Source organism: Streptomyces barringtoniae, from assembly GCF_020819595.1.
Classification (GTDB): domain Bacteria; phylum Actinomycetota; class Actinomycetes; order Streptomycetales; family Streptomycetaceae; genus Streptomyces; species Streptomyces barringtoniae.
Window position 1 is genome coordinate 125,405 of the sequence record NZ_JAJHNP010000013.1, and the last position, 19,069, is coordinate 144,473.

Below are 19,069 nucleotides of genomic sequence, written 5' to 3' on the forward strand. Positions count from 1 at the left end.
CCGGAAAGATCTCCGGGCGCCCTCGGTGCGTGAAACCGGCCGTCAGCTCTTCTTGGTCGCCGACTCGGCCTCGTCCTTCGCCTCCACGGCCTCCGCGGACTCCACGGCCTCCGCGGACTCCGGATCGGCCTTGTCCTCGGCCTTGTCCTCGGCCTTGTCGGCGCCTTCCGTACCCTCGGCCGGACCGTCGGAGACACCCGGCTCGACGACGGCTTCCCTGCCGGGCCGCATCTTCGACGACACCACGATGTACGTCACCGCCAGCAGGAAGACGACCAGCGCGGTCCAGTCGTTCAGGCGGAGGCCCAGGATGTGGTGCGCGTCGTCCACGCGCATGTACTCGATCCAGCCGCGGCCCACGCAGTACGCGGCGACGTACAGGGCGAACGCCCGGCCATGGCCCAGCGTGAAGCGGCGGTCGGCCCAGATGACCAGGAGCGCCACGCCGACGCACCACAGGGACTCGTACAGGAAGGTCGGGTGGTAGTAGCCCGGCACCCGGCCGCCCTCGGAGGAGGTGATGTGCAGGGCCCAGGGAACATGCGTCTCGCGGCCGTACAGCTCCTGGTTGAACCAGTTGCCCCAGCGGCCGATGGCCTGCGCGAAGGCGATACCGGGCGCGACGGCGTCGGCGTACGCGGGCATCGGGATGCCCCGGCGGCGCGCGCCGATCCACGCGCCGAGCGCGCCGAGCGCGATCGCGCCCCAGATGCCCAGGCCGCCCTGCCACACCTTGAAGGCGTCGACCCAGTCACGGCCGGGGCTGAAGTACAGCTCGTAGTCCGTGATCACGTGGTAGAGCCGGCCGCCGACCAGGCCGAACGGCACGGCCCAGACCGCGATGTCGGCGACCGTGCCGGCGCGACCCCCGCGGGCGATCCAGCGCTTGTTGCCGAGCCAGACGGCGACGAAGACGCCGATGATGATGCAGAAGGCGTAGCCGCGCAGCGGGATGGGGCCGAGATACAGCACCCCGCGCGACGGGCTGGGAATGTAGGCAAGTTCCATGGCAAGTCCGACGCTACCGTGCCGGGCCGTGGGGACGGCAAGCAGCCCGGCTACGGGTCCATAACGGGGGCGTGAGGAAAACGGGCCCGGAGGGAAGATCCTTACCCGCGGTCGGCGGCCTCCACCATCTGCTTGAGCTTGGCGGGGGTCAGGGTCTGGTCCTGGTAGATGTTCTTCCCGCCGAGCAGGACCGTGGGCGTGGAGCTGAGGCCGCCGCTCTGGAAGGCCTTCTGGGACTTGTTCACCCAGCTGTCGTGGGTGCCGTCCTCGACGCACTTCTGGAAGGCGGGGGTGTCCAGGCCGCCGACCTTGCCGGCCAGGTCGATCAGCTTGGCGTTGTCGCTGTACGCGTCGTCGGTCTCCTTGGGCTGGTTCGCGAACAGCACGTCGTGGTAGTCGCGGAACTTTCCGGCGTCCTGGGCGCAGGCCACGGCGTTGGCGCCGCGCAGGGAGCCGGTGCCGGAGAGGTTGCCGTCGATCAGCCGGACCAGGTGGTACTCGATTCTGAGCTTGCCGGAGTCGACCAGTTGGTGGAGCGTCGGGCGGTAGGTGATCTCGAAGGCCTGGCAGGCCGGGCAGCGCATGTCCTCCCAGACGGTGAGCGTCGACTTGGCGCTGTCCTTGCCCACCGGGATCGCGAGGGCGTCCTTGCCCTGCGCGCCCGAGGGCGCCACGACCGGGCCCGCCTTGTTGCTGCCCTTGTTCTTGCCGGTGTTCGCGGCGATCACGCCGATCACCGCCGCAAGGCCCAGGACGCAGACGATGCTCGCGCCCACGATCAGCGTGCGCCGTCGCTTGTCCGCGGCCTTCTGCTTCTCGCGCTCGACCGCCAGCCGCTCCCGGGCGGTGCGCTTTCCGTCACGGTTCTTCTCGCTCACACCCCCAGAACGAACCGGGGAGGCGCAGCGCGCCTCCCCGGTCCCAGGTCCACCCGTTCGAGTGACCGAATCGTCCGTTGTGACTGACCGCAGTCGATTCTTACGTCTAATCACGGACGGTAACGGACGTCACGCCTGTCCGCGCACGCCCTTCGCCAGCTCTCCGGCCAGCTCGCGGACCGCTGCCACACCGGCGGCGTGGTCCGGGGCGTCGAGCATCCGCTTCACGAACGCCGAGCCGACGATGACGCCGTCGGCGAAGCCGGCGACCTCGGCGGCCTGGGCGCTGTTGGAGACGCCGAGTCCGACGCAGACGGGCAGCTCGGTGCCGGTGGCGCGGGTGCGCTCGACCAGGTTCTGGGCCTGCGCGCCGACGGATTCGCGGGTGCCGGTGACGCCCATCAGGGAGGCCGCGTAGACGAAGCCGCTGCCCGCCGCGGTGATCTGCGCGAGCCGCTCGTCCCTGCTGCTCGGCGCCACCACGAAGACGGTCGCGAGACCGTGCTTGTCCGCGTGCTCCCGCCACAGCGCCGACTCCTGGACGGGCAGGTCGGGCAGGATGCAGCCCGCGCCGCCCGCCTCGGCCAGCTCGGCGGTGAACCGCTCGACGCCGTAGCGGTCGATGGGGTTCCAGTAGGTCATGACGAGCACGGGCTTGCCGGTCGCCGCGTGGGTCTCGCGCACCGTACGCATCACGTCGGCGATCCTGACCCCGCCGCGCAGGGCGATGTCGTCGGCGGTCTGGATGACCGGGCCGTCGAGGACGGGGTCGCTGTGCGGCAGGCCCACCTCCACGACGTCCGCCCCGCCGTCGAAGGCGGCCTTGATCGCCTCGATGCCGCCGTCCACGGTCGGGAACCCGGCCGGGAGGTAGGCGATGAGCGCGGAGCGGCCCTCGGCCTCGGCGGCGGCCAGGGTGTCCGACAGCAGCTGGATGTTCCCGCTCACTTGGCGTCCCCCTCGATCTCGGCGGTGTCGGCTTCGTCGGCGGCCACCTCGGCGTCGGTGTCGTACAGGCCGAAGTAGCGGGCGGCGGTGTCCATGTCCTTGTCGCCGCGGCCGGACAGGTTGACGACGATCAGGCCGTCCTTGCCCAGCTCTCTGCCGACCTCCAGGGCGCCGGCGAGGGCGTGGGCGCTCTCGATGGCCGGGATGATGCCCTCGGTGCGGGAGAGCAGACGCAGCGCCTGCATGGCCGCGTCGTCGGTGACCGCGCGGTACTCGCCGCGGCCGGAGTCCTTGAGGTAGGAGTGCTCCGGGCCGATGCCCGGGTAGTCCAGACCGGCCGAGATGGAGTACGGCTCGGTGATCTGGCCCTCGTCGTCCTGCAGGACGTACGAGCGGGAACCGTGCAGGATGCCCGGCTCGCCCGCGGTCAGGGTGGCCGCGTGCTCGCCGGTCTCGATGCCGTGCCCGGCGGGCTCGCAGCCGATGAGCCGGACGCCCTCGTCGGGGATGAAGGCGTGGAAGAGGCCGATGGCGTTGGAGCCGCCGCCGACGCAGGCGATGGCGGCGTCCGGGAGACGCCCGGCGCGCTCCAGCAGCTGGCGGCGGGCCTCGACGCCGATGACCCGATGGAAGTCGCGGACCATGGCGGGGAAGGGGTGCGGGCCGGCGACGGTGCCGAACAGGTAGTGGGTGTGGTCGACGTTCGCGACCCAGTCGCGGAACGCCTCGTTGATGGCGTCCTTCAGGGTGCGGCTGCCGGACTTCACGGAGACGACCTCGGCGCCGAGCATGCGCATGCGGGCCACGTTCAGGGCCTGGCGCCTGGTGTCGACCTCGCCCATGTAGATGGTGCAGTCGAGGCCGAAGAGGGCGCAGGCGGTGGCGGTCGCGACGCCGTGCTGGCCGGCTCCCGTCTCGGCGATGACCCGGGTCTTGCCCATCCGCTTGGTGAGCAGTGCCTGACCGAGGACGTTGTTGATCTTGTGGGAGCCGGTGTGGTTGAGGTCCTCGCGCTTGAGGAACACGCGGGCGCCGCCCGCTTCCGCGGCAAAGCGCGGGACCTCGGTGAGGGAGCTGGGGCGGCCGGTGTAGTTGACCATCAGGTCGTCGAGCTCGCGGGCGAACTCGGGGTCGTGCTTGGCCTTGTCGTACTCGACGGCGACCTCGTCCACGGCGGCGACGAGGGCCTCCGGGATGAACTTGCCGCCGAACACGCCGAAGTAGCCTTCGGCGGTGGGGACTTGACCCTGTGGATCAGGGAAGAAGAAGTTGCTGGGCATGCCGAAACCTCACGGTGAGTGCGTGGAAAAACACTATTCGCCGTGGGGGCGGAGTTCGTCGTACGACCTCAGGCCGTGTGTGGCTGGTCGCGCAGTTCCCCGCGCCCCTTTGGGGCGCGCTGCCATCGACGTCCGTTCACCTGCCCGGGTTCGTCACCGATGACGTAACGCACGCGACGACCGTGCACGCGCCTCGCCGGGGCGCGGCAGCCCCTCGGACGGCAGCCGCGCGCCAGGCGGGCGTACCGGTCGACGGTCGTCACGGTGGGAGTCATCGGGATCAGCCTACCGGGTGATCAGCTCCGCCCGTGCCGCAGCGCGGGGTGTTCACCCGCGGCGACCAGGTCGGCGACGGCGGTCCTGGGGTCGCGCCCGGTGACCAGGGACTCGCCGACCAGGACCGCGTCGGCGCCGGCGTTGGCGTAGGCGATCAGGTCGTGCGGGCCACGGACACCGGATTCGGCGACCTTGACGATGTGGTCCGGGATCTCCGGCGCGACCCGCTCGAACGTGCCGCGGTCGACCTCCAGCGTCTTCAGGTTGCGCGCGTTGACGCCGATGACCTTGGCGCCCGCGTCCACGGCCCGCTCCACCTCGTCCTCGTCGTGCACCTCGACGAGCGGGGTGAGCCCGATCGACACCGCGCGCTCGATCAGCGACTCCAGGGCCGGCTGGTCCAGGGCGGCCACGATCAGCAGCGCGAGGTCGGCGCCGTACGCCCGGGCCTCCCACAGCTGGTACGACGTGACGATGAAGTCCTTGCGGAGGACCGGGATGTCCACGCGCGCGCGGACGGCCTCCAGGTCGGCGAGCGAGCCGCCGAAGCGGCGCTGTTCGGTGAGGACCGAGATGACGGCCGCACCGCCCGCCTCGTAGTCCGCGGCCAGCCCGGCCGGGTCGGCGATCGCGGCCAGCGCGCCCTTGGAGGGGCTCGAGCGCTTGACCTCGCAGATCACCTTGACGCCGTCGCCCTTGAGCGCGGCCACCCCGTCCTTGGCGGCGGGAGCCTTGGCCGCGCGCTCCTTGAGCTCGTCGAGGCTGACGCGTGCCTGCCGCTCCGCGAGGTCGGCACGGACTCCGTCGATGATCTCGTCGAGCACACTCACGCGAGCGGCCCCCTTTCAGACGGTGGTTCCTTCGGGTTTCGAAAACCCGTGGTCACTGCGATGGTATCCGCAGGAGCGCGGACCCCTCGCATCCGGTGGACGCCGGTCCCATCAGCTGGACCTTCCCCGGTTGTGATCAAGGATGCAGCCAGCCTCCCGACGGCAGGTTCCGCACGACCGTGAACACCAGCAGCAACGCGCCCATCGCCCACAGGTGCGCCGGCCGCGGTTCCAGCCGCACCGGCCGGCCGCGCACGGCGTGCACCACCCATACGGTCCACAGCACCGCGAAGCCCAGGTAGGCGGCCACTCCGAGCGCGTTGTCCCGCAGCGCGGTGAGCAGGTCGCCGTGGACGAAGGCGTGCGCGCCGCGCAGTCCGCCGCAGCCGGGGCAGTACAGGCCGGTGAGCCGGTACAGCGGGCAGACGGGGTAGTGACCGGGTTCGTTCGGGTCGACGGCGCCCACGTACGCGAAGGCCCCGGCCACGGCCGCGAACAGCCCTGCGGGGACGGCGAGCCGCCGCCACGCCGGGCCGGGCGGCACGGCCGGGTCCGGGACGGTCGGCGCGACCGGATACGGGGCGGTGGGCGCGACCGTGCTGCTCTCGGCGTTCACAGGAACATTGTCCCCGGCGGGGCGGCAGCACGCGCGCCGGTCCGCCGGGTGGGGTCTCCAAGAACACGAGGGGCGGCCCGGCACTCCGTCCGAGTACCGGGCCGCCCCTTGTGAAGCGGTGTGTGCGCTCAGCTCTCCGCGCCGGCCGGCTCAGCGGTCGCGAGGGGGGCGCCGACCATCTTCAGGGGCTTCGGGGTGTTGCCGAGACCCATGGCGCGCATGATGCCGCCGACCACCGCGCCGCCGAGGATGAGCGCCATGCCGGCCCAGAAGCCGATCGGCTGGCCCATCACCATGAAGGCGCCCGCGACCAGGAAACCGATGAAGGAAATGATGACACCGGTCCAGGCGGCCGGGGTGTGACCGTGGCCGTGGCTGCTGCCCGCCATGTCTGTGCTCCTCGTTGCTGTGTACGTGTCCCAGAAGAGCGGCGTACGTGTGTCGTACGGCTCCGAGCCCGCCCGTCACTGTCCGAGCCGGACGCTCTTCGTCCATTGTCCCGTACGCACACGCGTACCGGACGTGGGGGTGGCGTCTGTTTCGCCACACCCGCGGCGAGCGTCAGGCTCCGGTCGGGTCCTCGCCCCGGTCCAGCGCCTTCCACATCTCCTCGGGCCGTTCCGGGTCGACCGGGCGGGCAGTACGGCGCGGACGGTCGGTGCCGCGCTCGTAGCGGCCGGACATGGCGGGCCACCGGCTGCCGTAGCGCAGCGCCAGCAGACCGGCCAGCAGGATCAGCAGGCCTCCTGCGGCCGCGACGTAGGGCCAGCCGGTGTGGCTGAGCGCGGCCACGGTGGCGGAGGTGTCGCCGCTGGCCTGGGCGGCCTTGTCGTCCAGCGCGGAGCTGTCGGAGGCGGCCACGAGCGCGGCGGCCACGATGCCGGCGCCGGAGAGGGCGAGCAGTCCGGCGACGACCAGGCGGCCCGCCCGCCGGACGGCGAAGACGGCGACGAGCGCGGCGAGGCCCACTATGGCGAGGGCCGCGGGGACGCCCGTGACGTCGCTGCCCTTGACGGTGAGCGGGAACGCGCCGCCGGCCACCGTCGCGGTGCCCTCCGCCCAGCGCTGCCGGGTCGCGAGCAGCGCCACGGCCGCGCCGAGCGCACCGCACAGGAGGGCCACGGCGAGGCTCCGCCGGCTGGAGCGGGCGGACGCGGCGGCTTCGGTACGGGGGTGAGGTACGGCAGTCACGTACACCACTATCGCCTGAACCCCGGGCGAACCGACACCCGGGTCCGTCAACCCATGGGCGCCCCAGATCTTGGGCATGACGCGCTCAGGAACGGCACATGAATTCGCCAGGAAGGGCAAAGCAACGTTCGTGCTTCAACATCCATCTTGTTGACGCGGCCCCGACATCCGTACGTTCTGCGCGACCTCGGCGCGACACCCCGTGCCGTGGTGGCACCGCGCACCCCCCACAGCCCTTCCCGGTTCACCCACCTCGTGGAGGACGTACGTTGCGCAGAACCGTTTCCCTCACCGCCGTGGCCACGCTCGCCACGGCCGCTCTCGCCCTGGCCGCCCCGGTCGGCCAGGCGGCCCAGGCCACCACCTCGTCCCACGGCGTCGGCGTCGCGCACGCCTGCGCCGCCCCGACGAAGAAGGGCGAGATGGCCTGTAACGCCCTCAAGGTCACCTCGGGCACCCCGAAGTCGGCGCACGCCGAGAGCGACCTGACGGCGGCCGCCGCACCCTCCGGCTACGGCCCCGCCTCGCTCCAGGCGGCCTACAACCTGCCCTCCGCCGGCGGCGGTTCGGGCCAGACGGTGGCGATCGTCGACGCCTACGACGACCCGAACGCCGAGTCCGACCTCGCCGTCTACCGCTCCCAGTACGGCCTGTCCGCCTGCACCACCGCCAACGGCTGCTTCAAGAAGGTGGACCAGAACGGCGGCACCAAGTACCCGCGCGGCAACTCCGGCTGGGCCGAGGAGATCTCCCTCGACCTCGACATGGTCAGCGCGGCCTGCCCGAACTGCAAGATCCTGCTGGTGGAGGCCAGTTCGGCGAGCATGACCAACCTGGGCACGGGCGTGAACACCGCGGTCAGGCTGGGCGCGAAGTTCGTCTCCAACAGCTACGGCGGCTCCGAGTCCTCCAGCGACGCGACCTACGACTCCAGCTACTTCAACCACCCGGGCGTTGCCATCACCGTCTCCTCCGGTGACAACGGCTACGGCGTCGAGTACCCGGCGGCGTCCAAGTACGTGACGGCGGTGGGCGGTACGTCCCTGAAGACGGCCTCCAACTCCCGTGGCTGGACGGACACGGTGTGGAGCGGTGCGGGCTCGGGCTGCTCCTCCTACGACGCCAAGCCCAGCTGGCAGAAGGACTCCGGCTGCGCGAACCGCACGGTCGCGGACGTCTCGGCGGTCGCCGACCCCAACACCGGTGTCGCGGTGTACGACACCTACCAGCAGGGCTCCGGCTGGATGGTCTTCGGCGGCACCAGCGCCTCCTCGCCGCTGATCGCGGCGACCTACGCGCTGGCCGGCAGCCCGTCCGCCGGCTCCTACCCGGCGTCCTTCCCGTACGCGCACACCTCGGCGCTGAACGACGTCACCAGCGGCTCCAACGGCAGCTGCGGCGGCTCGTACCTGTGCACCGGCACCACCGGGTACGACGGGCCGACGGGGCTCGGCACCCCGAACGGCACCGCCGCCTTCACCGGCTGAACCCTGCTATGAGCTGAGCCTGTTGGCCGTGTGCACCGCGCGGAGGACCGCCGCCGCCTTGTTGCGGCACTCCTGGTCCTCCGCCACCGGGTCGGAGTCGGCGACGATGCCGGCTCCGGCCTGCACGTACGCCGTGCCGTCCCGCAGCAGGGCGGTGCGGATGGCGATCGCGGTGTCGGAGTCGCCCGCGAAGTCCAGATAGCCGACGCAGCCGCCGTACAGGCCGCGGCGGGACGGCTCCAGTTCGTCGATGATCTGCATCGCGCGGGGCTTGGGCGCGCCGGAGAGGGTGCCCGCCGGGAAGCAGGCGGTCAGGACGTCGAAGGCGGTGCGGCCCTCGGCCACCTCGCCGGTGACGGTCGAGACGATGTGCATCACGTGCGAGTAGCGCTCGATCGACATGAAGTCGACCACCTCGACCGAGCCGGGCTCGCAGACCCGCCCCAGGTCGTTGCGGCCGAGGTCGACGAGCATCAGGTGCTCGGCGCGCTCCTTGGGATCGGCGAGCAGCTCGTCGGCGAGGGCCTGGTCCTCCTGGGGGGTGGTCCCGCGGGGCCGGGTGCCGGCGATGGGGTGGACCATCGCCCGTCCGTCCTCGACCTTCACCAGCGCCTCGGGGGACGAGCCGACGACGTCGAATCCCTCGAAGCGGAACAGGTACATGTACGGGGACGGGTTCGTGGCCCGCAGCACCCGGTAGACGTCCAGGGCGCTCGCCGTGCACGGGGTCTCGAAGCGCTGGGAGGGCACGACCTGGAAGGCCTCGCCCGCGCGGATGCGCTCCTTGATGTCCTCGACGGCAACCTGGAAGTCGGGGCCGCCCCACAGCGCGGTGTACCCGGGCAGCTCGGAGGGCGGCAGCACGGCCGGGGGCTGGGCCACCGCGCGCGTGAGGTCGGCCTCCATGGCGTCGAGCCGGGCCACGGCGTCGGCGTAGGCCTCGTCCACCCCGGTGTCGAGGTCGTTGTGGTTGATCGCGTTGGCGATCAGCAGGACCGAGCCCTCCCAGTGGTCCATCACGGCGAGGTCGCTGGTCAGGAGCATCGTCAGCTCGGGGAGGCGCAGGTCGTCGCGCTCGCCGGGGCCGATCTTCTCCAGGCGGCGGACGATGTCGTAGCCCAGATAACCGACCATGCCGCCGGTGAACGGCGGCAGGCCGTCCTGGCGCGGGGTGTGCAGGGCCTGGATGGTGGCGTTCAGGGCCTTCAGCGGGTCGCCGTCGACCGGGACGCCGACCGGCGGGGTGCCGAGCCAGTGCGCCTGCCCGTCGCGTTCCGTGAGCGTCCCGGCGGAGCGGACGCCGACGAAGGAGTAGCGGGACCAGGAGCGGCCGTTCTCCGCGGACTCCAGCAGGAAGGTGCCGGGGCGCTCGGCGGCCAGTTTGCGGTACAGCGCGACCGGGGTGTCGCCGTCGGCGAGGAGCTTGCGGGTCACCGGGATGACGCGCCGGTCGGTGGCGAGCTTGCGGAAGGTCTCGAGGTCCATGGCGGCCGACCTTACTGATCAGATGCCGAAGCGGCGGAATCGGCGTCGGTGCCGGCGTCCTTCAGCAGCACGTCCTCGTCGAAGCAGGTGCGTGCGCCGGTGTGGCAGGCCGCGCCCACCTGATCGACCTTGACCAGGACGGTGTCGGCGTCGCAGTCCAGCGCGACCGACTTCACCCACTGGACGTGGCCCGAGGTGTCGCCCTTGACCCAGTACTCCCGGCGGCTGCGCGACCAGTACGTGCAGCGGCCGGTGGTCAGCGTGCGGTGCAGCGCCTCGTCGTCCATCCAGCCGAGCATGAGCACCTCACCGGTGTCGTACTGCTGGGCGATGGCGGGCAGGAGACCGTCCGCGCTGCGCTTGAGGCGGGCGGCGATCTCCGGGTCGAGGCTGCTGGGCCGGGGCATCCCGGTCGTACTGGTCATGGGTGCCATTGTGCCGCGCGAGTACGACAACGCCGGTGCCGTGTCCACTGCGCGGACTGAGCGCCTGGTCGTAGGCTGATCCCATGTCGACCTTCGCCAAGCGTGAACGGCTTCTGCTCGCCGACCTCTTGGAAACCGTCGGTCCGGACGCCGACACCCTCTGCGAGGGCTGGCGGACCCGGGACCTGGCCGCGCATGTCATCGTGCGCGAGCGCCGCCCGGACGCGGCGGGGGGCACGCTGATCAAGCAGCTCGCGCCGCGCCTGGAGAAGGTGATGGCCGAGTACACCGCGAAGCCGTACGAGGAGCTGATCCAGCTGATCCGTACCGGCCCGCCGCGGTTCTCCCCGTTCCAGCTCAAGCAGGTCGACGAGGCGGCCAACATCGTCGAGTTCTACGTCCACACCGAGGACGTCCGCCGCGCGCAGCCGGACTGGACCCCGCGCGAGCTGGACTCCGTCTTCCAGGACGCCCTGTGGTCCCGGCTGGAGCGCACGGCGCGCCTGGTGGCCCGGGGTGTGCCGACGGGTCTGGTGCTGCGCCGCCCGGACGGCCAGACGGCGGTGGCGCACCGGGGCGCACCGGTGGTGACGGTGACCGGCGAGCCGTCGGAGCTGCTGATGTTCGCCTTCGGCCGGCAGAACGCGGCCAAGGTGGAGGTCGAGGGCGAGGCGGACGCGATCACCAAGCTGAACGAGTCGAAGCAACTGGGTATCTGAGCCCGCGAACGGGCAGCCGAGAGGCCCGGTGACCGGGGCCGGGCGCCCGGCCGGACCTCCTGCTGCTGTCCGCGGGCGGTCCGGGCCTCCACCGCCGAGCCGTGCCGGCCGGCGCTGTACGCCGCGGGCATCCCGCGCATCCGCAGGAGCAGAAGCCGGTGCCGGCAGCGGTGTTCGTGGACGCCTCCGGCAACCTGGTGCAGCTGGTCCGGCCGAAGGAGTGCCCCGTGCTCAGCCCGGGAGTTCCGCGCGGCGCAGGGACGGTACGACGAGGGCGACGACCCCGCCGAGACCGCAGACGCCGGCGCTGACGGCGTAGACCGGCCCGAGCCCGAAGGCGCCGGTCGCGGCGGCCGCGAGCGGCATGCTGAGCGGGGCCAGGCCGAGGCTGACCAGGCTGGAGACGGCCGTGACCCGCCCCAGGCAGGCGGGGTCGGCCTGGGTCTGCAGCAGGGCCCCGCACAGGGCGCCGCTGAGCCCGGCGAGCAGGCCCACGAGCAGGGCCACACCGACGGCGGCGACGAGCGCGGGGACGAAGGCGAGGGCGCCGATGGCCACGGCCCCCGCGACACACGCCGCCCCGGTGACGAGCCCCGCACGCGGCACCCGCCCCCGGACCGTCAGCAGCAGCGAGGCGACTCCGGCCCCGACCCCGAACCCGGCCAGCACCCAGCCCATGCCGGAGGCACCCCAGCCTCGCCGCTCGGCCAGCAGGGCCAGACCGACGTTCAGCGGGCCGACGAAACCGAGGTCGCCGAGGGCGATGGCCAGCATCAGCGGGGCGAGGACGCGGTGGCGGCGGATGTGGCGCAGACCGGCGCGGAGGTCATTCCAGGCGCTTCCCGCCACCTCGGGCGTGTCGTCCTTCGGCAGGTCCCGTACCCGCACCGAGAGCAGCAGCGGCACCGAGACGGCGATGAGCAGCCCGGCCAGGGCGAACGCGGCCGCGGCACCACCGACGGCCACCCCGAGCCCGCCGAGCGGGGCACCGACCACGCCGGCGAACCGGATCGCGAGGCCGCGCATCCCCTGGACCCGGGCGAGCTGGCCCTTCTCGGTGAGACGGGCCGGCAGGGCGCCCACGGCGGGCATGAACACGGCGTCGACCGTGCCGAAGACCAGCGCCAGCAGGGCGAGCGGCCACAGCCCCGGGCTGGTCAGGAACAGCAGCGCGGCCACGGCGAGGACGGCCGCACAGCGCACGGCGTCGCTGCAGACGACGACCCGGCGCGGCCCGAACCGGTCGGCGAGCACTCCGCCGCCGAGCATCAGCACGGCCCGGGGCAGCGCGCTCGCGGACATCACGAGACCGGCCTGGGCGGGCGTTCCGGCCTGTACGGCGGCCCAGGACAGGGCGAGGTAGTACACGCTGTCGCCGAGCATCGAGGAGGTGTAGGCGGCGAGCCAGCGCCGGACGTCGGGGTCGCGGTGTGCCTGCGTCGCGGTCGCGGACGGTATGAGCGTGGCGGTCACGGGAGGGGGGATCCTCTCAGACGCGGAACGGGAAGCCGTACACGTGCAGCGCGACGTTCTCGCGCCCTTCGGTGTCGCCGGCGGCCTCACGGGCGCGCCCCTGCTCGTCGTAGCGCTTGAGCAGGTCGTGCAGGTCCTTCTTCAGCTCCGCGAGTTCCTCGGCGGTCAGCCTGAGCAGTGACTCCGAGTCGTGGGCGGCCCCGTTCCAGTCGGGCCCCCAATGGGCACGCTGATCGAGGTAGCCGCGGTACATCTCGGCCCGCTGGTCCAGGAACAACCGCGAGGCCGCCAGATGGGCCGCCACCTTCTCGGGGGCGTCCTGGAAGTCCTGGTCGCGAATGGAGACGCCCTCGGAGGAGGGCTGCCACCAGCGCTCGCGCCCGTCCGCGCTGCGCGGCTCGGCCTCCTCCACCAGCCCGTGCTCGGCGAGCTTGCGCAGGTGGTAGCTGACCAGCGAGACGGCCTCGTCGACCTGTTCGGCGAGGTGTGACGCGGTGGCCGCCCCGGCGACGAACAGCAGGCGGTAGAGCTTCATGCGCAGGGGATGCGCGAGCGCCTTCAGGGTGCCCACGTCGGTGATCCGGCGCTCCTCTTCACGAGCCATGCCCCGACCCTAGATACGAAAGAAAAGTTGCACAACAGATTTTGCGCAACTTCCCTTTCGTATCTGTCCAAGTTCAGCGCGGCGTCAGCGCACGGGATGTCCCGCCTCCCGCAGCGCCCGCTTCACCTCGCCGATGCGCAGGTCGCCGAAGTGGAAGACGGAGGCGGCCAGGACCGCGTCGGCGCCGGCGGCGACCGCCGGCGGGAAGTCGGCCAGCTTGCCCGCGCCGCCCGAGGCGATCACCGGGACGGTCACGTGCTTGCGGACCGCCGCGATCATCTCCAGGTCGTAGCCGTCCTTGGTGCCGTCCGCGTCCATGGAGTTCAGGAGGATCTCCCCGGCGCCCAGCTCGGCCGCCCGGTGGGCCCATTCGACGGCGTCGATGCCGGTGCCGCGCCGGCCGCCGTGCGTGGTGACCTCGAAGGAGCCCGACGCGGTGCGGCGGGCGTCCACCGACAGCACCAGCACCTGCCGGCCGAAGCGCTCGGCGATCTCGCGGATCAGCTCGGGCCGGGCGATCGCCGCGGTGTTCACGCCCACCTTGTCGGCGCCCGCCCGCAGCAGCCTGTCCACGTCCTCGGCGGTACGGACGCCGCCGCCGACCGTCAGCGGGATGAACACCTGCTCCGCGGTGCGCCGCACCACGTCGTACGTCGTCTCCCGGTTGCCCGAGGACGCGGTGATGTCCAGGAACGTCAGCTCGTCGGCGCCCTCGGCGTCGTACACCTTGGCCATCTCGACCGGGTCGCCCGCGTCGCGCAGGTTCTGGAAGTTGACGCCCTTGACGACCCGGCCGTTGTCCACGTCCAGGCAGGGGATGACTCGGACCGCCAGGGTCATGACTGCTCAGGCTCCTCTGAATGCTTCAAGTTCCACTTCCACCAGGATGCGCGGATCGACGAACCCCTCCACGACCAGCAGGGTCGAGACCGGGCGTACGGAGTCGAAGATCTCCTTGTGCGCCCGGCCCACGGCGTCCACGTCCCGCACATGGCTCAGGTACATCCGCGTCCGGATCACGGACCCGATGCCGAGCCCGAACTCGGCGATCGCCTCGATGGCGCTGGTGAAGGCCACCTTGGCCTGTTCGTACGGGTCGCCCTCGCCGTACAGCACATCGCCCCGGAAGGACGTCGTGCCCGCCACCAGCACCCGGTCCCCGGCCGCGACGGCACGTGCGAAACCGAAACTCTCTTCCCAGGGACTTCCGCTCTGCACCCGCCGCACGGCTTCGGACGTCATGACGACACAGCCTCCAAGGCCTCTTCCAGGGTGAACGCCTTCGCGTACAGGGCCTTCCCGACGATGGAGCCCTCGACACCGAGGGGTACCAGCTCGGCGATGGCCCGCAGGTCGTCCAGGGACGACACGCCGCCGGAGGCCACGACCGGGCGGTCCGTCGCCGCGCACACGTTCTTCAGCAGCTGGAGGTTCGGGCCCTGGAGGGTGCCGTCCTTGGCGATGTCGGTGACGACGTAGCGGGCGCAGCCCTCCTCGTTGAGGCGCTCCAGCGTCTCGTAGAGGTCGCCGCCGTCACGGGTCCACCCACGGCCGCGCAGGGTGGTGCCGCGCACGTCCAGGCCGACGGCGATCTTGTCGCCGTGCTCGGCGATGACCTTGGCGACCCACTCGGGGGTCTCCAGGGCGGCCGTGCCGAGGTTCACGCGGGTGCAGCCGGTGGCCAGGGCGGCGGCCAGCGAGGCGTCGTCGCGGATGCCGCCGGACAGCTCCACCTTGATGTCCATCGCCCCGGTGACCTCGGCGATCAGCTCACGGTTGTCACCGGTTCCGAAGGCCGCGTCCAGGTCGACCAGGTGCAGCCACTCGGCGCCGGACCGCTGCCAGGCGAGGGCGGCCTCCAGCGGGGAGCCGTAGGAGGTCTCGGTCCCGGACTCGCCGTGCACGAGGCGGACGGCCTGGCCGTCGCGGACGTCGACGGCGGGGAGGAGTTCGAGCTTGGCCATGGTCTACAGGGTTCCGATCCAGTTGGTGAGGAGCTGGGCGCCGGCGTCGCCGGACTTCTCGGGGTGGAACTGCGTGGCCCACAGGGCGCCGTTCTCCACGGCGGCCACGAACGGCTTGCCGTGCGTCGACCAGGTCACCTTGGGGGCCGCGATCACCGGGTTGTGCGACTCCAGCCGCCAGTCGTGGACGGCGTAGGAGTGCACGAAGTAGAAGCGGGCGTCGGCGTCGAGGCCGGCGAACAGCTCCGAGTCGGCGGGGGCCTCGACGGTGTTCCAGCCCATGTGGGGCACGACGTCGGCCTGGAGCGGTGCGACCGTGCCGGGCCACTCGTCCAGGCCCTCGGCCTCCACGCCGTGCTCGATGCCGCGCGCGAACAGGATCTGCATGCCGACGCAGATGCCCATCACGGGCCGGCCTCCGGACAGCCGGCGGTCCACCACCCAGTCACCGCGGGCGGCGCGCAGGCCCTGCATGCAGGCGGCGAAGGCGCCCACGCCCGGCACGAGCAGCCCGTCGGCGTTCATCGCCTTGTCGAAGTCGCGCGTGATCTCGACATCGGCGCCCACGCGCGCGAGGGCGCGCTCGGCGGACCGGACGTTGCCGAAGCCGTAGTCGAAGACCACGACCTTCTTGCTGCCACTGCTCAATTCCACACCCCCAGCCGCATGACGCCCGCGACCAGGCACATGGCCGCGCCGATCGAGAGCAGCACGATGAGGCTCGTCGGCATCTTCTGCTTGACGAAGGAGATGATGCCGCCGGCCAGGAAGAGACCGACGACGATCAGGAGGGTCGACAGACCGTTCATGGGTTTACAGCGCGCCCTTCGTGGAGGGGAGGATGCCGGCCGCGCGCGGGTCGCGCTCGGAGGCGTAACGCAGCGCCCGGGCCAGCGCCTTGAACTGGCACTCCACGATGTGGTGCGCGTTGCGCCCGTACGGCACGTGCACGTGCAGCGCGATCTGCGCCTGGGCGACGAAGGACTCCAGGATGTGCCGGGTCATCGTGGTGTCGTACTCGCCGATCATCGGCGCCATGTTCTCGGGCTCGGTGTGCACGAGGTACGGGCGGCCGGACAGGTCGACGGTCACCTGGGCGAGCGACTCGTCCAGCGGCACGGTGCAGTTGCCGAAGCGGTAGATCCCCACCTTGTCGCCGAGCGCCTGCTTGAAGGCGGCGCCGAGGGCGAGGGCGGTGTCCTCGATGGTGTGGTGGGAGTCGATGTGCAGGTCGCCGTCGGTCTTCACGGTCAGGTCGAACAGACCGTGCCGGCCAAGCTGGTCGAGCATGTGGTCGTAGAAGCCGACGCCGGTGGCGATGTCGGTTCTGCCGGTGCCGTCGAGGTCGATCTCGACCAGGACGGAGGTCTCCTTGGTCGTGCGTTCCACGCGTCCTACGCGGCTCATGCTCACAGCTCCTTCTTCAATTCCCGTACCGCGTCGAGGAACGCGTCGTTCTCCTCCGGGGTGCCGGCGGACACCCGCAGCCACCCCGGTACGCCGTTGTCCCGGACCAGGACGCCCCGGTCGAGGATCTTCTGCCAGGCCTCGTGGGCGTTGGCGAACCGCCCGAACTGCACGAAGTTCGCGTCGGACTCGGTGACCTCGTAGCCGATCGCGCGCAGCTCGGCGACCAGCCGGTCCCGCTCCGCCTTCAGCTGCTCGACGTACCCCAGCAGGGTGTCGGTGTGCTCCAGCGCGGCCAGGGCGGTCGCCTGGGTGATCGCCGACAGGTGGTACGGCAGCCGGACGAGCTGGACGGCGTCCACGACCGCCGGGTCGGCGGCGAGATAGCCGAGGCGCAGGCCCGCCGCGCCGAACGCCTTGGACATCGTGCGGGAGACGACCAGGTTCGGCCGGCCTTCGAGCAGCGGCAGCAGCGAGTCGCCGTGGCTGAACTCGATGTACGCCTCGTCCACGACCACCATCGACGGCTTGGCCGCCTGCGCCGCCTCGTACAGCGCGAGGACCGTCCGAGGCGGGACCGTGTTGCCGGTGGGGTTGTTGGGGGTGGTGATGAAGACGACGTCCGGCTTGTGCTCGGCGATCGCCCCGACGGCCGCCGCGACGTCGATCGTGAAGTCCTCGTTGCGCGGGCCGGAGATCCAGCCCGTGCCGGTGCCGCGCGCGATGAGCGCGTGCATCGAGTACGACGGCTCGAAGCCGATGGCCGTACGGCCCGGGCCGCCGAAGGTCTGCAGCAGCTGCTGGATGACCTCGTTGGAGCCGTTGGCGGCCCACACGTGCTCGATGCCGAGCGGGTACTTGCCCGTCTTCGTCAGGTACTTGGCCAGTTCGGTGCGCAGCTGGACCGCGTCCCGGTCCGGGTAGCGGTTCAGGTCGCGGGCGGCCTCGCGCACCCGCTCCGCGATCCGCTCGACCAGCGGCTCGGGCAGCGGGTAGGGGTTCTCGTTGGTGTTCAGCCGTACGGGGACGTCCAACTGGGGCGCGCCGTAAGGGGACTTGCCGCGCAGCTCGTCCCGTACGGGGAGATCGTCGATGCGGGTCACTTGCTCTCGGGTACCTTCCAGCCGAACCTCGCCTTGATCGCGGCGCCGTGCGCCGGCAGGTCCTCCGCCTCCGCCAGCGTCACCACGTGATGGGCGACCTCGGCGAGCGCGTCCTGCGTGTAGTCCACGATGTGGATGCCGCGCAGGAAGGACTGGACGGACAGGCCCGAGGAGTGGCAGGCGCAGCCGCCGGTGGGCAGGACGTGGTTGGACCCGGCCGCGTAGTCGCCGAGCGAGACCGGCGCCCAGGGGCCGATGAAGATCGCGCCCGCGTTCTTGACCCGGTCGGCCACCGCGGCCGCGTCGGCGGTCTGGATCTCCAGGTGCTCGGCGCCGTAGGCGTCGACCACGCGCAGACCCTCCTCGATGCCGTCGACCAGCACGATCGCGGACTGCCGGCCCCTGAGCGCGGGCACGATCCGGTCCTCCACGTGCTTGGTGGCGGCGACCTGCGGCTCCAGCTCCTTCTCCACCGCCTCCGCCAGCTCGACGGAGTCGGTGACCAGGACGGCAGCGGCGAGCGGGTCGTGTTCGGCCTGGCTGATCAGGTCCGAGGCCACGTGCACCGGGTCGGCCGTGTCGTCCGCGAGGACGGCGATCTCGGTCGGGCCGGCCTCGGCGTCGATGCCGATCCTGCCGGTGAAGAAGCGCTTGGCGGCGGCGACCCAGATGTTGCCGGGGCCGGTGACCATGTTGGCCGGCCGGCAGGACTCGGTGCCGTACGCGAACATCGCGACGGCGGTGGCACCGCCGGCCGCGTAGACCTCGTCCACACCGAGCAGCGCGCAGGCGGCGAGGATCGTCGGGTGCGGGAGCCCGCCGAAGTCGGCCTGCGGCGGGGAGGCGAGCGCGATCGACCCGACACCGGCCTCCTGGGCGGGCACGGCGTTCATGATCACGGAGGACGGGTACACGGACCGGCCGCCCGGCGCGTACAGCCCGACCCGCTCGACCGGCACCCACTTCTCGGTGACCGAGCCGCCGGGCACCACCTGGGTGGTGTGCGTGCTGCGGCGCTGCTCGCGGTGGACCAGGCGGGCGCGGCGGATGGACTCCTCCAGCGCGGCGCGCACGGCCGGGTCGAGGGCCTTGAGGGCATCGGTGAGCGCCCGGGCCGGGACACGGACGGATTCCAGCCGTACTCCGTCGAACTTCTCGGCGAAGTCGATCAGCGCCGCGTCGCCACGATGATGCACGGCCTCGCAGATCGGGCGCACCTTCTCCAGGGCGGCCGATACGTCGAAGTCGGCTCGGGGCAACAGGTCGCGCAGGGCGAGGCCCTCGGGAAGGGCGTCGCCGCGCAGATCGATTCGGGAAATCACAGTCCCAATTCTCTCAGACCGCCGTCACGAGCCGTGGGCGCGTATCAATGGCT

23 protein-coding genes are annotated in these 19,069 nt (G+C 71.7%); 2 read left to right on the forward strand and 21 right to left on the reverse strand.

The annotated features are described in order from the left end of the window. Positions 1-42: 42 nt before the first annotated feature. From lgt to LMU33_RS23995, 9 genes are all read right to left on the reverse strand, one after another. A complete protein-coding gene (gene lgt, locus LMU33_RS23960) occupies positions 43-1,008 on the reverse strand; it encodes a prolipoprotein diacylglyceryl transferase (protein ID WP_228622642.1) in 966 nt (321 codons plus the stop codon). Between the two features lie 101 nt (positions 1,009-1,109). Further along, entirely contained in the window at positions 1,110-1,886 is a 777-nt protein-coding gene (locus LMU33_RS23965; protein ID WP_228622644.1) for a DsbA family protein, read from the reverse strand. A gap of 129 nt (positions 1,887-2,015) precedes the next feature. Continuing rightward, positions 2,016-2,834, reverse strand: coding sequence for a tryptophan synthase subunit alpha (trpA, locus tag LMU33_RS23970; protein WP_228622646.1), 819 nt, complete (start codon positions 2,832-2,834; stop codon positions 2,016-2,018). After that, complete coding sequence (gene trpB / locus LMU33_RS23975) at positions 2,831-4,114, reverse strand: tryptophan synthase subunit beta (RefSeq protein WP_228622648.1); 1,284 nt, start codon at positions 4,112-4,114, stop codon at positions 2,831-2,833. Before trpB ends, trpA begins: the two co-directional genes overlap by 4 nt. Positions 4,115-4,182: 68 nt before the next feature. Then, positions 4,183-4,389 (reverse strand): tryptophan biosynthesis modulator TrpM, encoded by a 207-nt coding sequence (trpM, locus tag LMU33_RS42040; protein WP_372478048.1) that lies wholly within the window; start codon positions 4,387-4,389, stop codon positions 4,183-4,185. 21 nt (positions 4,390-4,410) lie between these two features. After that, the gene (trpC, locus tag LMU33_RS23980) at positions 4,411-5,220 is read right to left on the reverse strand and encodes an indole-3-glycerol phosphate synthase TrpC (RefSeq protein WP_228622650.1); all 810 of its coding nucleotides are present in this window, start codon (positions 5,218-5,220) and stop codon (positions 4,411-4,413) included. A gap of 136 nt (positions 5,221-5,356) precedes the next feature. Continuing rightward, entirely contained in the window at positions 5,357-5,836 is a 480-nt protein-coding gene (locus LMU33_RS23985) for a DUF2752 domain-containing protein (RefSeq protein ID WP_372478049.1), read from the reverse strand. Between the two features lie 128 nt (positions 5,837-5,964). Further along, positions 5,965-6,225 (reverse strand): HGxxPAAW family protein, encoded by a 261-nt coding sequence (locus LMU33_RS23990; protein WP_228622652.1) that lies wholly within the window; start codon positions 6,223-6,225, stop codon positions 5,965-5,967. Positions 6,226-6,397: 172 nt separating this feature from the next. Continuing rightward, positions 6,398-7,036, reverse strand: a complete 639-nt coding sequence (locus tag LMU33_RS23995) for a TIGR02234 family membrane protein (RefSeq protein ID WP_228622777.1) — start codon at positions 7,034-7,036, stop codon at positions 6,398-6,400. A 260-nt stretch (positions 7,037-7,296) separates the two neighbouring features. On the opposite strand from LMU33_RS23995, the gene LMU33_RS24000 reads away from it, so the two are divergent. After that, a complete protein-coding gene (locus tag LMU33_RS24000; protein ID WP_228622654.1) occupies positions 7,297-8,514 on the forward strand; it encodes a S53 family peptidase in 1,218 nt (405 codons plus the stop codon). 6 nt (positions 8,515-8,520) lie between these two features. Here the strand turns inward: LMU33_RS24000 and LMU33_RS24005 are convergent, their stop codons facing one another. Together LMU33_RS24005 and hisI are read right to left on the reverse strand one after the other, a co-directional pair. Beyond that, complete coding sequence (locus tag LMU33_RS24005) at positions 8,521-9,999, reverse strand: anthranilate synthase component I (protein WP_228622656.1); 1,479 nt, start codon at positions 9,997-9,999, stop codon at positions 8,521-8,523. A gap of 11 nt (positions 10,000-10,010) precedes the next feature. Beyond that, positions 10,011-10,424 (reverse strand): phosphoribosyl-AMP cyclohydrolase, encoded by a 414-nt coding sequence (gene hisI, locus LMU33_RS24010; RefSeq protein WP_228622658.1) that lies wholly within the window; start codon positions 10,422-10,424, stop codon positions 10,011-10,013. Between the two features lie 83 nt (positions 10,425-10,507). Here hisI and LMU33_RS24015 point away from each other — a divergent pair, with 83 nt between their 5' ends. Next, positions 10,508-11,143 carry a TIGR03085 family metal-binding protein gene (locus LMU33_RS24015; protein WP_228622660.1) on the forward strand — a complete coding sequence of 212 codons (636 nt, stop codon included), beginning with the start codon at positions 10,508-10,510 and terminating at the stop codon, positions 11,141-11,143. A 231-nt stretch (positions 11,144-11,374) separates the two neighbouring features. Here the strand turns inward: LMU33_RS24015 and LMU33_RS24020 are convergent, their stop codons facing one another. From LMU33_RS24020 to hisD, 10 genes are all read right to left on the reverse strand, one after another. Beyond that, a complete protein-coding gene (locus LMU33_RS24020) occupies positions 11,375-12,616 on the reverse strand; it encodes an MFS transporter (RefSeq protein ID WP_228622661.1) in 1,242 nt (413 codons plus the stop codon). Positions 12,617-12,632: 16 nt separating this feature from the next. Next, positions 12,633-13,220, reverse strand: coding sequence for an ArsR/SmtB family transcription factor (locus LMU33_RS24025; protein ID WP_228622663.1), 588 nt, complete (start codon positions 13,218-13,220; stop codon positions 12,633-12,635). A gap of 84 nt (positions 13,221-13,304) precedes the next feature. Continuing rightward, entirely contained in the window at positions 13,305-14,060 is a 756-nt protein-coding gene (hisF, locus tag LMU33_RS24030) for an imidazole glycerol phosphate synthase subunit HisF (RefSeq protein ID WP_228622665.1), read from the reverse strand. Between the two features lie 6 nt (positions 14,061-14,066). Beyond that, positions 14,067-14,462, reverse strand: a complete 396-nt coding sequence (locus LMU33_RS24035; protein ID WP_228622667.1) for a RidA family protein — start codon at positions 14,460-14,462, stop codon at positions 14,067-14,069. After that, a complete protein-coding gene (priA, locus tag LMU33_RS24040) occupies positions 14,459-15,184 on the reverse strand; it encodes a bifunctional 1-(5-phosphoribosyl)-5-((5-phosphoribosylamino)methylideneamino)imidazole-4-carboxamide isomerase/phosphoribosylanthranilate isomerase PriA (RefSeq protein ID WP_228622669.1) in 726 nt (241 codons plus the stop codon). The genes LMU33_RS24035 and priA overlap by 4 nt, the downstream gene beginning before the upstream one ends. Before the next feature lie 3 nt (positions 15,185-15,187). Then, positions 15,188-15,838: an imidazole glycerol phosphate synthase subunit HisH gene (gene hisH, locus LMU33_RS24045; protein ID WP_228622671.1), complete on the reverse strand. Its 651-nt coding sequence runs from the start codon at positions 15,836-15,838 to the stop codon at positions 15,188-15,190. Continuing rightward, on the reverse strand, positions 15,829-15,993 hold the full coding sequence (locus LMU33_RS24050; RefSeq protein WP_228622673.1) for a CG2302 family histidine operon protein: 165 nt from the start codon (positions 15,991-15,993) through the stop codon (positions 15,829-15,831). The genes hisH and LMU33_RS24050 overlap by 10 nt, the downstream gene beginning before the upstream one ends. A 4-nt stretch (positions 15,994-15,997) precedes the next feature. Next, the gene (gene hisB / locus LMU33_RS24055) at positions 15,998-16,591 is read right to left on the reverse strand and encodes an imidazoleglycerol-phosphate dehydratase HisB (protein WP_030783530.1); all 594 of its coding nucleotides are present in this window, start codon (positions 16,589-16,591) and stop codon (positions 15,998-16,000) included. A 2-nt stretch (positions 16,592-16,593) separates the two neighbouring features. Further along, complete coding sequence (locus LMU33_RS24060) at positions 16,594-17,694, reverse strand: histidinol-phosphate transaminase (RefSeq protein ID WP_228622675.1); 1,101 nt, start codon at positions 17,692-17,694, stop codon at positions 16,594-16,596. Beyond that, the gene (hisD, locus tag LMU33_RS24065; protein ID WP_228622677.1) at positions 17,691-19,016 is read right to left on the reverse strand and encodes a histidinol dehydrogenase; all 1,326 of its coding nucleotides are present in this window, start codon (positions 19,014-19,016) and stop codon (positions 17,691-17,693) included. The genes LMU33_RS24060 and hisD overlap by 4 nt, the downstream gene beginning before the upstream one ends. Positions 19,017-19,069 lie beyond the last annotated feature (53 nt).